At 39.9% G+C, this 15760-nt stretch carries 10 protein-coding genes and 4 pseudogenes; 4 read left to right on the plus strand and 10 right to left on the minus strand.

Features of this window, described 5'->3' with window-relative positions:
• Positions 1-5: 5 nt before the first annotated feature.
• The 3 genes and pseudogenes from BCAMP_RS07085 to BCAMP_RS07095 all read right to left on the minus strand — a co-directional run bounded on the left by BCAMP_RS07085 (position 6) and on the right by BCAMP_RS07095 (position 2374).
• Positions 6-909 (minus strand): annotated as a pseudogene (locus tag BCAMP_RS07085) (RluA family pseudouridine synthase).
• Positions 910-925: 16 nt separating this feature from the next.
• On the minus strand, positions 926-1714 hold the full coding sequence (locus BCAMP_RS07090) for an NAD kinase (protein WP_035314756.1): 789 nt from the start codon (positions 1712-1714) through the stop codon (positions 926-928).
• Between the two features lie 5 nt (positions 1715-1719).
• Positions 1720-2374, minus strand: a pseudogene (locus BCAMP_RS07095) (GTP pyrophosphokinase).
• Positions 2375-2472: 98 nt separating this feature from the next.
• Here BCAMP_RS07095 and BCAMP_RS07100 point away from each other — a divergent pair.
• Complete coding sequence (locus BCAMP_RS07100; RefSeq protein WP_051456943.1) at positions 2473-3048, plus strand: CYTH domain-containing protein; 576 nt, start codon at positions 2473-2475, stop codon at positions 3046-3048.
• Between the two features lie 136 nt (positions 3049-3184).
• Positions 3185-3949 carry a DsbA family protein gene (locus BCAMP_RS07105; protein WP_035314757.1) on the plus strand — a complete coding sequence of 255 codons (765 nt, stop codon included), beginning with the start codon at positions 3185-3187 and terminating at the stop codon, positions 3947-3949.
• 46 nt (positions 3950-3995) lie between these two features.
• On the opposite strand, the gene BCAMP_RS07110 is transcribed toward BCAMP_RS07105, so the two are convergent.
• On the minus strand, positions 3996-4913 hold the full coding sequence (locus BCAMP_RS07110; RefSeq protein ID WP_035314758.1) for a Ppx/GppA phosphatase family protein: 918 nt from the start codon (positions 4911-4913) through the stop codon (positions 3996-3998).
• A 234-nt stretch (positions 4914-5147) separates the two neighbouring features.
• Between BCAMP_RS07110 and BCAMP_RS07115 the strand changes: the two genes are divergently transcribed.
• Positions 5148-6401: an acyltransferase family protein gene (locus BCAMP_RS07115; protein WP_051456944.1), complete on the plus strand. Its 1254-nt coding sequence runs from the start codon at positions 5148-5150 to the stop codon at positions 6399-6401.
• A 115-nt stretch (positions 6402-6516) separates the two neighbouring features.
• A complete protein-coding gene (locus tag BCAMP_RS14345; RefSeq protein WP_051456945.1) occupies positions 6517-6876 on the plus strand; it encodes an SGNH/GDSL hydrolase family protein in 360 nt (119 codons plus the stop codon).
• Between the two features lie 235 nt (positions 6877-7111).
• Here the strand turns inward: BCAMP_RS14345 and pbp4 are convergent, their stop codons facing one another.
• The 6 genes and pseudogenes from pbp4 to BCAMP_RS07140 form a co-directional block, all read right to left on the minus strand.
• The gene (pbp4, locus tag BCAMP_RS07120; RefSeq protein ID WP_051456946.1) at positions 7112-9160 is read right to left on the minus strand and encodes a penicillin-binding protein PBP4(5); all 2049 of its coding nucleotides are present in this window, start codon (positions 9158-9160) and stop codon (positions 7112-7114) included.
• Between the two features lie 331 nt (positions 9161-9491).
• Positions 9492-10221, minus strand: a pseudogene (locus BCAMP_RS07125) (amino acid ABC transporter ATP-binding protein).
• Positions 10202-11626, minus strand: a complete 1425-nt coding sequence (locus BCAMP_RS14920; RefSeq protein WP_408605184.1) for an amino acid ABC transporter substrate-binding protein/permease — start codon at positions 11624-11626, stop codon at positions 10202-10204. Before BCAMP_RS14920 ends, BCAMP_RS07125 begins: the two are co-directional and overlap by 20 nt.
• Positions 11618-12370: pseudogene (locus tag BCAMP_RS15050) on the minus strand (transporter substrate-binding domain-containing protein); the annotation flags it as partial. The pseudogene BCAMP_RS15050 and the gene BCAMP_RS14920, both read right to left, overlap by 9 nt.
• 276 nt (positions 12371-12646) lie before the next feature.
• Positions 12647-14461, minus strand: coding sequence for an oligoendopeptidase F (gene pepF / locus BCAMP_RS07135; protein WP_408605185.1), 1815 nt, complete (start codon positions 14459-14461; stop codon positions 12647-12649).
• Between the two features lie 86 nt (positions 14462-14547).
• The gene (locus tag BCAMP_RS07140) at positions 14548-15654 is read right to left on the minus strand and encodes a competence protein CoiA (protein ID WP_035314761.1); all 1107 of its coding nucleotides are present in this window, start codon (positions 15652-15654) and stop codon (positions 14548-14550) included.
• Between the last annotated feature and the right edge of the window lie 106 nt (positions 15655-15760).

Here is a 15760-nt window from a genome sequence, read left to right on the forward strand (position 1 = left end):
AATAACTATCGAATTGATGTAATTAGCTCTGATTGTGCCAAGACGGCTGCCATGTCGGCAGGCAATTCACAAACAAAGCTCATTTCCTCACCGGTAAACGGGTGAATTAATCGTAGCTTTTCACTATGCAACGCCTGTCGTTTCAAACGTGTCACACTGCCCTTGTACATATCGTCACCCATTAAAGTATGACCCAAATGTTGAAAATGAACACGGATTTGATGCGTCCGTCCCGTCCGTAATTCGACGTTAACATCCGTCCAATCATGGTAATGGTTTCGCACCTGATAATGTGTTTCAGCATATTTACCATCCGCTCGCACTTCACGAATCATAATGCTACCATCTTTACGGCCGATTGGCGCAATGATTGCACCTGATTCAGCGATAGTCCCTTCGGCAAAGGCACGATAAGTCCGTTTGACGAGTCCTTGTTGGTGCAACTCACTTAAACGCGCATGCGCAAAGCGATTTTTAGCAATCAACATGATTCCCGATGTATCTTTATCAAGGCGTGAGACAATATGAATTGCTTGTTTCTCGCCGTTTTGATAGTAATGGCCCTTAATAAAATTCGCCATCGTTTGCGTTGGATGATACTGGGCCGTAATCGATGCTATTCCCGCTGGTTTATCCACGACTAAAATAAACTCATCTTCAAATAGTACTTTAAGCGGTCCAATTTCAGGGATGATCGAGTCATTTTCTTGTTCAATCGGTGTATCAACCGTAATCACATCACCAGTTGATACTTGATAGCGAACATTTTCAACCTTTTCGTTGACGCGTATTTGACCACCGCTAAATTTAATTGCCGATAACAAACGTTTAGAAATATGATGATGACTTAAAAAAAGTCCGTAATAACAAGCCATTATCGGCAGGCGTAACTGTCCATGTAAGTTTCATTCAATCGTTCCTTCTCTTAGTTAATAAATGAATTATGCACACGATTCCAAAAAGTCGATGCTTTTAATCGGGCAAATTGCACTTTTTTCGCAGATAATTCATAATCCAAACGGGTAACATTTTCATGCAGTTCCGTTTGGTGGTCAATCGTTAAAATGCACTTCGTACCACCTGTCGGAATCAGTTTAATTTTTTGTTCCTTTGGTAAAATCAACGATGAACCAATGGTTCGAAACACACGATTGTTAATCGATGCCATCTCTGTCAATTGCATCACTTCAATGGTCGGATGAATAATCGCTCCACCAAGCGAACGGTTATACGCGGTTGATCCAGTCGGTGTCGAAACACAGAGACCATCGCCGCGAAAATACTCAAACAGTTCATTTTCTAAATAAACATCGACCGCTAAAGTCCCTGAAGCCATCCGAAAAGTTGATTCATTGAGCACTAAATACTTACTTGGCTCTGCATCTTCCTTACTGAGGCGCACCTCGATTAACGGATAACTTTCAATGCTGTATTTTCCGTGTGCAATCCCTTCTGCAAGGGAATTGACTTCGTGAGGCAACCAATCCGCATAGAAGCCCAAATGGCCTGTGTGGATACCGACAAAGGCAGTATTAGCCAGACGATTTTCATAGTGATGAAAGGCATCGAGTAACGTCCCGTCTCCACCAATTGTAACGACAATATCAGGTGCATTCTCATCCTCACTTAAACCTAAAGACGTAAACCGTTCAATTAGATGGACACGTATTTCTTGCGACATTAAATCATGCCTTGTTCGAATCGCGTATTTCACTCATTTCACCTCTTATTTACATGTTTTCGATCTTTAATATGTTGGCGCTGTTGTTTTTTAATGTACAGCTGTGCCTCATGAATTTCATCACGGATATGCGACATCTCCTCATCAAGCTGAAATGCAGCTTCTGAAGCGCGTTGCAATCGTTCTTTAATTTCAATCGGAAATTCATCGCTGTATTTATAACTCAACGAATGTTCGATTGTCGCCCAAAAATTCATCGCTAATGTTCTAATTTGGATTTCAGCGATGACTTTTTTTTTCACCGTTGATTGTTTGCACGGGATACTCTAACACGACATGATACGAGCGATAGCCGCTTGGCTTTTTATTTGAAATGTAATCGCGTTCTTCAATAATTCGAAAATCATTGCGTTTCCGTAAATGATCGACAACTATGCCAATGTCCTCAACGAACTGACACATAACGCGACAGCCTGCAATATCGGTAACTTCTTCGGCAAAACGCGTATCTTCGATGTGTTTTTTTGAAGCTTTATCAATAATACTTTCAATTGGTTTTACACGTCCGGTAACAAATTCAATCGGAGAGTGTTTGCCCTCTAATTTATATTGTGTGCGAATACCTTTTAATTTCATTTTCAACTCAGCCACAGTCTGTTGATATGGCGCTAAAAATCCATCCCAATCTTCCATTGAATTCACCTCTGTTTAATGTTACGCTACTTTTACAGTTTACCATATTTCTTAGCTTTAGTACGCTTATTCCCTCAACTTGAAAGGTGGATTTTATCATGCAAGAACGCGAAATCGAATTCAAAAACCTACTGACAAAAACAGAATACACTGCCTTATTGGCTCATTTTAAAACAGCAGCGGCGACGACGATTACACAAACAAACAGTTATTTTGACACACCAGATTACCAACTAAAAGAGCAGCACTGCGGCTTGCGTATCCGAACCTTTGCAACGAAACAAAACGAACTGACCTTAAAATCACCCCTACCTGTTGGCTTGCTTGAAACAACCGCTTTCTTAAGTGATGAGCAAACGAACGACATCCTCGCCGGCAGCCCATTACCTCAAGGTGAAGTATATGATGCCCTCATCGCCCGTGGTATTGACCCTCAAGCGATTGTCTGTTTCGGCAGTTTAACGACCGAGCGGATTGAATGCAGCTATCAATCAGGATTACTCGTGTTAGATCACAGCCGCTATTTAGGCCAAGAAGATTATGAAATCGAATTCGAAGTACCGGATGAACAAATCGGGCAACTCGAATTCAATGCCTTATTAGAGGCCTTTTCAATTAAACAACAGCCAACTTCTAACAAAGTCGCTCGTTTTATCAGGCGCTTAAAGAGGTGAATTAGCAACAAAGGTACCGCTTTCACTCACAGTCCATTCTCATTTGTTTTTAATTTCCAAAGCAAATTAATTGTCCAATTGTCATTTGATTGCTAAAATGAAGTTACATTAAATATTAGGACAAGGTGATTACACTATGTTGAACTCGTTGAATCAGCGCTCATTCCATCCACAGACACGAACTGAAAAACCATTAGAACTTTATCTCTTTTTCAATCCTTTAAATGAAAGTTCTTGGGAATTAGAACGCATTATTCGCAAAGTAAAAACTAAATACGCCCCTTATTTTAAACTAAGATACGTCCTTCATCTCGAAGCGTGTATCAGTTGTGACAAACAAGAAGGTTATCGAACAATTTTTTATGCGATTAAAGCAGCTGAGCTACAAGGTCATCGTCTTGGAACTGAATTTATCCAACGATTGTTCGACCATCTCTACCTTGCTAAAGAGACAATCACTAATCAGCAGACACTGCTTGAAATCGCTTCACAGTCGGGCTTGGATATGAATGAATTCCAACTTGATCTTGCTTCTACTATTACAGAAAAAGCCTATTTATGTGATCGTTCAATTGCAGCTGAAATGGATGTGACTCAATCTCCATCCTTAGTTTTCTTTAACCGATACCATGAAGAAGAAGGCCTTAAAATTGAAGGCTTACACTCGCTTGATATTTATCAACATATCTTCCGTGAATTACTACAGAACGAGCCCATTACAGACATCAATCTTTCAATTGAACAGTGCATCCGTTTACTTCGTTTTTCCAATTGTGACGAAATTGCTCGTCTGCTCAATATTTCTGAAAAGCAAGTTACGTGTGAACTTAAAAAACTCTGCCTTCAAAACAAAGTGAGAAAAACGATTACTCAACAAGGTATCCTCTGGAAAATCAACTAAACAAACGCCCTCACAGTAGCTTAGATACTTACTGCCGGGGCGTTTTTTATTCGTTTATTTGTCGACACATGCTTTCGAGTACGCCTTCTTTTAAACCACATTCACTAAACACTAGTTGTGGACTATCAATATATCTTAGCAATACTTTCAACGGCGCTAATCCCGCGACAATCGTCTCTGACCGTTTCTTCCCTAGTGCAGGGATTGCTTGTCGTTGTAAAAGCGTGCTTGACTGGATAGTTGCGATAATCGCTAACACTTCCGCCGTATCCATCACCTGAGCGTGGACAGTTTCTTCAGTACCATTTGCAACGCGAGCAACACTCCGATTCGACCCACCGACAGCAACACAAGGAACACCTTTGGCTTCCTGTAAAAAAATGAGCTGCTCAAACGCTGTTTCAAGCTGAGTTTCCATTTGAATGAGACGTTCACTTGACCATTCGTAGGTGGCTGTACCGAATCTATTTGTTAACGTAACTGCCCCCATCGGAAGGCTGACTAAGGCGCTTATTTCACCCCTCTTCATATAAATAAGCTCACAGCTACCGCCACCTGTATCAATAATCACGGCCTCTTGTAGATTAGGTAGGCCCTTCTTAACACCGAGAAAGTCATAGGTAGCTTCTTCTTCCCCCGTAATAAGAGCCATCTTAATCCCTGTCTCACTAGCTATTCGCTCAAATAAAACGGCACGATTGACGGCACGTCTCGCTGCTGCGGTTGCAATTGCCTGATATCGCTGAACACCTAAACGTTTCATAATCTTAGAAAATCCTGCCAGTACAACCACTGCCTCAGCTATTTTTTCGGTTGCAATCACACCACCAGAACTCATTCCCTCGCTTAACCGTGTGAATGCTGTATGTTTTGCAATGACCCTTGTCTCCTCGTTTGTAAGCGTTTCGTAAATTGTTAAGCGAATGGCATTTGATCCCATATCAATGATTGCAATTACTGTCATAACCAGTCTCCTTAGTCAGAAAATTTAAACAACTAATTCTAATATAGCAAAAAACAATCTTTTTCTCAAATGCGTGTGAATTCATCAATCCTACTATTTATTTTGACTAGTTATATATTGCTATCCGCGAACTTTTGTAATACAATTGTAATGTTAATGTAACCAAAAAGAAATAAAAACAGCTATTATACATCGAAAAGAGGACTCAAATGAATAATAAAAAAAAACTTTTACTTGCCTGGACTCGACGGCTTACGCGCGGTAGCCATCCTCGTTGTTTTTGCTTATCATCTTCATGCCCCGTGGGCGCAAGGTGGTTTTATTGGCGTTGATATTTTCTTTATCTTATCGGGCTATTTAATTACCTCTGCGATTTTACGTGAATGGCAGCAAACACAATCGTTTGACTTTAAAAAATTTCTTTACCGCCGCTTCAAGCGCCTTATTCCAGCTGTTTATTTTCTAATTATCGTTGTTGTCGTCTATGTTTTACTGTTTAAACCTGTCATTTTGCATACCTTACGTGGCGATGCCCTTGCAAGCCTATTTTATTCAAGTAACTGGTGGTTTATTTTTCATGACGTTAGTTATTTTGATTCTTTCGGTGCGGGATCGCCCTTAAAAAACCTTTGGTCGCTCGCGATTGAGGAACAATTTTACTTTGTCTGGCCCATTATTTTACTCATATTACTCAAATATTGTCAAAACAAGAAACAATTGCTTGGGGTGGTCGTTGTAATGATTATCCTATCGATTAGTTTGATGGCTTGGCTCTTCGTTCCTGGCAGTGATCCCAGTAGGGTTTATTACGGTACAGACACCCGTTGTTTTGCACTTCTATTTGGTGCCCTTTTAGCGATTGCAATACCAACTAATCGGCTTTTAAAGCCATTACCTGCAACTGCTGTAAAAACGCTTAATTATATTGGCTTAGGCGCTTTCACCCTTTTATTAATAGGAGTACTAACCCTTTCTGAACTAAGTTCTTTTCTTTACTATGGTGGTTTTGTCCTCGTTGCATTTTTAGCAATGATTGCGGTTTTCGTCTCTGCGCACCCATTAACGATTTGGTCGAAAATATTGGCAACTCCTCCCTTACACTATTTTGGCACGCGTTCATATAGTCTTTATTTATGGCACTATCCCGTTATCATTTTAACGACACCTATTACTGCAGCTGGAGTCTTTTCTCCCACTCGATCACTGCTTCAATTCAGCATCACACTCGTGTTAGCAGAATTATCTTTTCGCTACGTTGAAGCACCCATTCGACAACATGGCTTTAAACATGTGTTTCGTCACTTTCTACCACAACAATTCAAACAAACACAGCCGCTTCTCAAAAGTTGTTTCATTGCACTGATTGTTCTTTTTGGTATCGCACTTGGAAATGTAATGACTATTTTTGAAGAACCCACTCCAAAACCAATAACAACAGTTAAAATTACACAGAAAGCTTCAAAAAAAAACACCACCGACACAGACTAATAAGCGCTCTTATCAACAGTACTTATTTATTGGTGATTCTCTCGCCATCGATATTAGTGATAAACTATCTAAGACCTTAACACCGATTACAATTGATGGTGCAATCGGACGACAAATGGTAGAGGCAACGATAATTGCACAACATTATCGCAGCTTCGACACTAGTAAAACAGCTATTTTTTTAGCACTCGGTACAAATGGAACGTTCTCACAGAGCGCTTTGGATAACGTTATTAAACAGTTCGTTAACGCACATGTCTATTTGGTAAACACACGCGTGCCACGAAAATGGGAATCAGCTGTCAATCATTTATTAGCGAAAACAGCCTCTAAAAACAAACAAGTATCCTTAATCAATTGGTATGATACCGCTATTTCACATCCTGAATACTTCGCACCAGACGGTGTCCATTTAGAAAAAAGTGGCATCGAGGCCTATGTGAACTTAATAGAAGACAGCCTTTCTTCAACTTAAATCAGCAACACTTAGGTCGATGCTTCAGATTGTAGACACGATCGAATTAAACTGCTTTTTCTTTCAAATCTTAATACAGTGACTTTGCCTACGAAATGAACACTATCCTTTAGTTACATCAGCTAAGTGCTTTTTTCATTTTCGTTATAGGCACGATGAGCGAGTAACGGTGCATGTACTGATAGTATGTAATCGCGATTGAGCAAGTCGTAACGACCTAGAATAGCCTTTATTTTCAGTCACAAGCAGAAGACGACACCATAAACGGTGTCGTCTTCTGCTTGCTTATTTTTGATAATAGTTCTCTAAAATTGGTTTGGTTAGCTCTACTATTTTTTTTGTTTTTAAGGTTTTTATTCGATTTTTCAACCATTGTGACTGAGACATAGGATGCCGTTGTTGTATCAAACGCGAGTACAAAACTATTTTCATCACCTTTTGTATCTTGCTTATCTTTGATTTCTGCGGTTCCTGTTTTAGCCGCAATTTCTTGTCCTGTTGTTTGAAGCCCGTGCGCGGTTCCAGCTGTGCGGTTGACTGTTTCATATAAGGCTTTTGTGACTGTATTAGCAGCAGATTTTGTAAACACCGCCTTATCCTTTCGCTTATCTTTCACTTCTAAATGAGGATAAACAATCGCACCATCATTGGCGAATGCCGAATACATTGTCACTTGATCGATTGGTGTCATTAAGAGCTCTCCTTGCCCGTATGCAGTATCCGCTAGTAAGATATCAGTATCGATACCTTTATTAGATAGTTGCGCCTTATCCATCTCTAGTGGCAATTTAAGCGACTCGTCAAACGGAAGTTTTTCTAAGCCTGCCTCAAATCGTTTTTGACCGATTGTCAGTGCTTCTTGAGCAAAGTAAATATTATCTGAATACACAAGTGCAGCGGTCATATTGACCTGCGGCACGTCTGAGACACGGGTGACAAAATAATCACCCCATGACTTATCTTGTTGCCATTTCAAGCCACTAATTGCTTGTGCTTGCGTTGGATCAATCACCTTCGCATCAAGCCCAATCGCAGCCGTAATTGTTTTAAAGGTTGATCCGGGGGCAAAACGAGCCGTATAGCGCGCTAAAAACGGAAGATTTTTGTTCGCCGCTAGTTTTTGATACGCCGCCGTACTGATACCAGCTGTCATTTCATTAGGGTCATACGACGGTGAACTGACTAGCGCCGTTAAACCACCCGTTTTAGGATCCAACGCCGTATAAGAGCCAACTGTCTCTTTTAATTGGGCATACGCTTGTTTTTGTAGCTCGCCATCAATCGTGAGTTGAATGTTTTCACCTGCAACAGCTTTTTGCGACTGTATTTCATCAGCTTTGCCTGTCACATCATTAGTGACTGTAATCGTCCCACCGTTTTTGCCTTTTAGACGTGTGTTGTAAGTTGCTTCTAACCCAGCCTTACCAATTAAGTCACCGGCTTTGTAGCTCGGTTCCTTATCGATATCTGCAGCTGAAACCTCACCAACATAACCAATCAAGTGGGCTGCAGCTGCTCCATACGGATAAAAGCGTGCTGTTACTTCATTCATAGTGACACCATTAATATCATCGGGTACTTTGAAACTGAGCGGCACAATTTTCAAAGGAATGAAGCTTTCATCGTTCACCCATTCTTGAGCTAATTCTTGCTCTAACGTTTTTTTCTCTAACTTAAATAAGGCCGCAATTGCGGTTAAATTTGCTTCTTTCCCCTTACCTTCAGTTAGTTGTTTCGGATAAAGGCCTGCTTGTTTTTGACGCTTATTATAGGCTAAGTTATTGCCTGCAACATCTGTGATTGCACCTCGTACAGCTTCATCTTCGCTAACCGCAATCTTATCACCTGGCGACATAAAGGGAATAATCAAACTTGGTTCCCAAACAACTTTTGCTTCACCGTCTGTCTTTACTACAGTCCCTTTATATTTCATCTTATTCGTCCAGCCTAAAAATGTTTTAAAACGAGCTGTATAACTAAATTCATACGTATCTGTCGCTTTATTTTGGATCATTTTAATAGCACTCACCTGTGTTTTCGTTGTTTCAATACTCGAAAACACATTTTTATAACGCGCGACAACCGCTTTGCTATTTTTTTCATCATTCGTTTTTTTGACGCTAATTAACGGTGCCAATTTATCGTAATCTTGACTTTCAATCGCTTCGATAAAGGCCGTCGCGACTTTTTCTTCCTTACTCGTACGATTGCTTAACATCACAACTAATACTACGATAGCCACCACAACGATGGCTCCTACTATGATTAGTTTTTTACTTTTCATGTCTTCACGTCCTCTCTCATCGGTATCATTATAACTTAAAGTAGACATATAAAAAAATAAAAAGAGACAGTTGATTAATATCAACTGTCTCTGTTTGTAGACAAAGTCTAAACAGACTTCCTTTTCTTTGTAATACTATTACAGTGACTTTGTTTACAAAATGACTTGACTGAAAAGAAACGGTGTTATATCCTCTCGTTCTAGTAGGCACGACGAGCGAGTGACTGTGCGCGTACTGATGGTACGTAATCCCGAGCGAGCAAGTCGTAACGACCTAGTACAGCGTTTATCTTCAGTCTCAGAGACAAAGTCCTTAGAATCCCTAATTAATTTATAACACTTTATTTAAAAAGTCGCTGGTCCGTGGATTTTGAGGTTTTGTAAAGACCTCATCCGGATGACCTTCTTCAACAATATAACCACCGTCCATGAAAATAACACGGTCGCCAACTTCTTTCGCAAAGCCCATCTCATGTGTGACAACGACCATTGTCATACCTTCTTTGGCTAAATCTTTCATCACTTGTAACACTTCACCAACCATCTCAGGGTCAAGCGCTGAGGTCGGTTCATCGAAAAGCATAATGTCAGGGTTCATTGCTAATGCACGAGCAATCGCGACACGTTGTTTCTGACCACCAGATAAGGTTTGAGGGTAAACATTCGCCTTATCCGCTAAACCAACCCGATCTAATAATTTCAAACCATTCGCTTTGGCTTCGGCTTTCGACATTTTTTTTCAGCTCAGTTGGAGCTAACGTTATGTTTTCGAGCACTGATAAGTTAGGGAATAAATTAAAATGTTGGAATACCATACCGATATGTTCTCGCACCTTATTGAGGTTGATTTTTTTATCGGTTAAATCCTTGCCATCAACGATAACATTACCTGCTGTGATTTCTTCAAGTTTATTTAAGCAGCGTAAAAAGGTACTTTTCCCTGAACCAGAGGGCCCGATAACACAGACCACTTCGCCTTGTTCAATTGCAACGTCAATGCCTTTTAACACTTCAAGTTGACCGTATGATTTTTTTAATTGTTTAACGTTTAACTTTGCCATTTGCCATTCTCCTTTCGAGGAAATCAGATACTTTCGTTAAGCACATGATGACGATAAAGTACATAATCCCGACAATTAACCAGATTTTTAATGATTCTAAATCACGAGCGATAATGATTTTACCACTTTGAGTCAATTCATAAATACCGATAATTGAGAGTATTGATGTATCTTTTAAGGTCATAACAAACTGGTTCACGAACGATGGAATCATCACACGAATTGCTTGTGGGATGATGACACGGCGCATCGCTGTTTTATAAGGTAAACCTAAACTGCGGGCTGCTTCCATTTGACCACTATCAACTGATTGAATCCCTCCACGGACAATTTCAGCCATGTAAGCTCCAGCGTTAAGGCTTAAGGTAATAATACCTGCAGCGAAGGCTGAGAGACGGAAGTCAAAGGCAGTTGGTACACCAAAGTAAATAAAGAATGCTTGAACAATCAATGGTGTCCCACGGAAGATATCAATGTAAATAATACTAATCCAACGCACAAACGGATTGGCCGATACACGCATGAAACCAAAGAGAATACCGACGACTGAAGCAATCGCTAAAGAAATCGCTGTCAGTAAGATGGTCATCCCTAAACCTTTCATTAAATCCGGATAGTTCGCTTTAATCAGTCCAAAGAACGTCTTATCTTTAGCCACTGTTTCGGCTTTATCCGTTTTCAAGTAAGTGTCTTGTATTTTTTGATACTCGCCACTCGTTTTAATGTTCGCTAAGCCTGTATTAAAGGCAGTTAATAAATCAGCGTTTTTATTTTTACCGACTGCAAAGCCGTATGAATTACCTTTTTCTTTATCTGTCACTAATTTCAGACCGTTGCCGTTTTTAACACCGTAAGCAAGTACCGGATAATCATCGAACACGGCAACTGAGTTGCCGGTCTTCACATCATTGTACATGCTGTCTGAGTCATCAAAGGCAACCGGTGTGAAATCATATTTTTGCTTAATTGAGTTGGCGAAGGTTGCACCTTCTGTGCCGGTTTTAACCGCTACTCGTTTGCCTTTTAAGTCGTCATATGAAGTCACCTGATCATCATCTTCTGCTACCGCCATGACAACACCCGAATCAAAATACGGATCAGAGAAAGCAAATTTGGCTTTACGTTCTGGCGTAATGCTCATTCCTGCAATCACAGCATCCACTTGATTGGATTCTAATGCTTGTACAGCCGAATTAAAGCCGACTGATTTAATTTCGTACATAAAGTTTTGGTCTTTAGCAATTGCTTTAACAAGATCCATATCAATCCCAACGAATTCACCTTTTTTGTTGACAAATTCGAACGGTGCAAACGTCGTATCTGTTGCTATTGTATAAGTTTTATCACGATCAAGCGTCACTTGTTTCGATGCTGATGACTGTGTCTCACCTAAGTATGTACTAATAATCTCATCGTATTTACCCGACGCTTTTAAGTTAGCTAAGCCTTTGTTGAATTTTTTCAGCAATTCTTCGTTACCTGTTTGATTCAAGGCAAAACCGTATGAATTCCCCTTTTCTTTTGGAGTAACAATTTTCAAGCCATTGCCTTCGTTAACGCCGTATGCTAATACGGGATAATCGTCAAAGACTGCCACTGAATTACCGGCTTTAACATCATCATACATGTTAGCAGAGTCATCAAAGGTTACTGTTTTAAAACCGTATTTAGCTTTAATTGATTCAGCAAAAGTTGCCCCTTCTGTTCCGGTTTTAATGGCAACGCGTTTCCCTTTTAAATCTTGATAACTTTTGACTGTATTATCTTTATCGGCAACTGCCATAACAATTCCTGAGTCAAAGTAAGGATCAGAGAAACTGAATTTTGCTTGACGTTCAGGTGTGATACTCATACCTGCAATAACGCCATCCACTTGTTTTGATTCTAGCGCTTGCACAGCTGCATTAAATCCGAGTGGTTTTATTTCAACTTTGAAATCTTGGTCTTTTGCTATCGCCTGTAACAGGTCCATATCAATACCAACATATTCACCTTTATCCTTGTATTCGAACGGAGCAAATGTCACATCAGTTGCGATTGTGTATGTTTTTTGTGCTGAGTCTTTCTCATTTGAACAACCCATCGCAATTACTGTCACGATTAGTAGTAATAATGATAGCATTGTTAACTTTGTTAGTTTTTTCATCATATCCTCCCTTTCAAAAATAATAACCTATACTTGATAGTAACATAAGTTTAATTTATTGAAAACGAGTTATAATGCGTCACAAAAGGCCGTTTCTAATGAATAATCCAATCTATTATCGTTCTTTCCTTATATAACAAGCTTTTTAAAAAGTGATTATTCTGACATTTTTAAAAAAAATGTTAGATAATCTCACAAGAAAAAAAGCATCCCTTAGAAAAAGGGATGCCACAGTATTTGTCAGTATTAGCCGCTTGGCTGTTGGCACTGATTTCACTTTTATTTCTTCGCCATAATTTCTTCAAACTCACTTAAGCGCGTCTCAAATACCTTTAAGGCATCTTCAATCGGTTTAGCTGTCGTCATATCAACACCAGCTGCTTTCAATACATCAATCGGATAATCAGAGTTACCTGCCTTTAAGAAAGTCAAATAGCGGGCCACGGCTGGTTCGCCTTCGGTTAAAATATGTTGCGCTAAGGCCGACGCTGCTGAAAAACCAGTGGCATATTGGTACACATAATAATTGTAATAGAAATGAGGAATTCGTGCCCACTCATAACCAATCTCTTCATCGTGTACCAGTGTATCACCGTAATACTTTTTATTAATACCATAGTATAATTCCGTTAAAAACTCAGCCGTTAACGCCTTGCCAGCTTGATCAGCAAGATGTATCTCATGCTCAAATTCAGCGAACTGCGTTTGACGGAAAACAGTCCCTTTAAAGCCATCTAAGAAATGATTAATGATATACGCTTGGATTTTTTCATCTTCATATGTTTTCAGTAAATAATCCGTCAATAAATTTTCATTAGTCGTTGATGCTATTTCTGCTAAGAAGATAGTATAGTCTCCGTAGACAGCTGGTTGATTGTTACGTGTTAAATAACTGTGGACACTGTGACCAAATTCATGCACTAGCGTATACAAATTATCTAACGTATCATGCCAGTTTAAGAGGATAAAAGGATTCGTTCCGTATGAGCCACCCGAGTAGGCACCACTGCGCTTGCCTTTGTTTTCAACGACGTCAACCCAGCGTTTATCAAAACCTTCTTTTAAAATACTGACATATTCTTCGCCGAGAGGTGCGAGCGCCGCAATTGTCACAGCTTTTGCTTCCTCATAAGTGAACGATAATTCGTCAACATCTGCAACTAACGGTGTATATAAATCATAAACATGGAGTTCATCCACAGCTAGCACCTGTTTGCGTAAACGTACATAACGGTGAAGTAAGTCAACGTTATTGCCTACAGTTTCCAACAATGTTTGATGAACCGTTTGCGGAATGTTATTACTAAACACCGCAGCTTCACGCGCGTCAGTAAATTGTTTAACTTCCGCACGGAAATTATCTTCTTTAATTTGCCCAGTTAATGTCGAGGCAAACGTATTTAACAATGCTTTATATGTTTGATAAACGTTTTGAAACGCGTCACGACGGACGCGACGGTCTTTACTTTCTAACAGTGGCCCATATAAGCCATGGGTGATTTCAACCGTTTCACCATTTTCATCTTCAATCGACGGAAAACGAAGGTCCGCGTTATTTAAAATACCGAATGTATTTTGTGAGGCATTTAAAACTTCACCCGCTTTTGCTAATAACGCTTCTTCTTTATCTGATAGCGTATGCGCACGCTTATTTGTGATTTTTTCTAATTCATGGGCATACACACGTAATTGCGCTGATTCGTATACGTAGGTAGCAATTGTTTCATCCGCAACCGCTAGTAGTTCGGGTTCCATAAATGATAAAGCTGCTGACGCTTTAGATGCCAATGATTCGGCCCGACTATTTAACGCCTGATAGACGGTGTTCCCGGTATCTTGATCATGCTTCATGCTCGCATAGACATAAACTTTTGATAGTCTAACGACTAGTTCATCACTAAACTGTAAGGCTGACAACAGTTGGTCTGCCGATTCAGCAAGGGTTCCTTTGAAACGCACTGCCTCGTCTGTCAATTGTTGTACGGCTTTAAATTCGCTTTCCCAGCTTTCATCTGATGTAAAAATTGTTGTTAAATCCCACGTGTCTTCAACCGGTACTTCTGTACGTAAAACCACTTTTGTTGCCATTTTTATCAGTCCTTTGTCTTAGTATGTGTCTATTATCCAACATCGCTGTCGTTTGTGCAACATTAAAACCTTTTATTAATAGATTATTCTGACTATCTTGTGCTTTCCTTCTGGACGACTCGTGTTAAAAGTGACCACTCTCTCGTCTGTTCGATGCGATTAAAACCAATGGGAGCGACGATTTGATACTGACCACTTTGATACGTTAGTTTGTTGAGTTGCCGCAATACGCGCAAATAAATTATTACTAATTGATAGCTATCGGGTGTCATCGTCACAAAGGATTTCGGTTTAATCACTTCATACCACCATCTGTGCAACTCACTTTCCGAGTAACTTTTCCGCTGATTAAAGCACTGGATTAAGTGATACTGCCAGACAAAGGCAGGTGTTTGAATGAACCACTGCTGTGGTAATTCGACCCCGACAAAATAAGGAAAATACTGCAGATGTTCTTTTCGATGATAGAGATATGAGCGAAACGAGCGATTACTTTTACTATTAAAACGATTGATTTGTATTTGACGCTTTAACTCACTGTATTGTCTCCGCGGATGATGCACTTGTTCTTTTGGTCGAAATAACCAGCGTGATAGTTGACGATAGGTTATCTCCGCCACCTTTACTCTCCGCTGTCTGGCATAAAAAAACTGACCGTGTTGCTGTTGTAAGCTATCGTAACTGATGAATTGCTGTGTCGTTGGTGAATAAGCAATGAGGTAAAACCCCAACTGCTGATGATACGAAATCAGCCCACCAATAAAGCGGCTGATTACAACCGTTTTATTGTTATCCTGTAGTTCTCCAATTAACCAAGTAACTCGTAATCCAATTGAATGGTATGCTAGGGTTCGTTTAATTAGTTCCTCATGGGTTGTATGCGACAATTGATATTCAAGCACATGGTTATTTCCTGGGACATAAAGATCTGCCCGCTTTTTTATCGCTTTAAAATAAAACTCACTGTGAACCTCATCTGTTTGAGAAATCCAAGCATGTAACGTTTTTTTCATCGTTAAATGGTGTTCACTTTCACCACTCTGACAAGACTGACCTTGTCGATGCGCAAAATGCGGCCGATTACTCATGCCACGTTTAATCACACAACGTGCGCCACAGCTCGGGCAATAATAAGTTTCCGACTCTTTTGCTTGATCGATTTGTATCAGTCGTGACGCTTGGTTATGAGCTAGTTGCATAATATCCCTCCAATCCTTATTCAACATAACTCCTCTTTCATCCTAAAAAAATAGCAGTCTTTCTTTGGCAAAGCCAAAGAAAGACTGCTATTTTTTAGGATGATTT

The organism is Brochothrix campestris FSL F6-1037 (assembly GCF_000525915.1).
In the GTDB taxonomy this organism is placed as follows: Bacteria; Bacillota; Bacilli; order Lactobacillales; family Listeriaceae; genus Brochothrix; species Brochothrix campestris.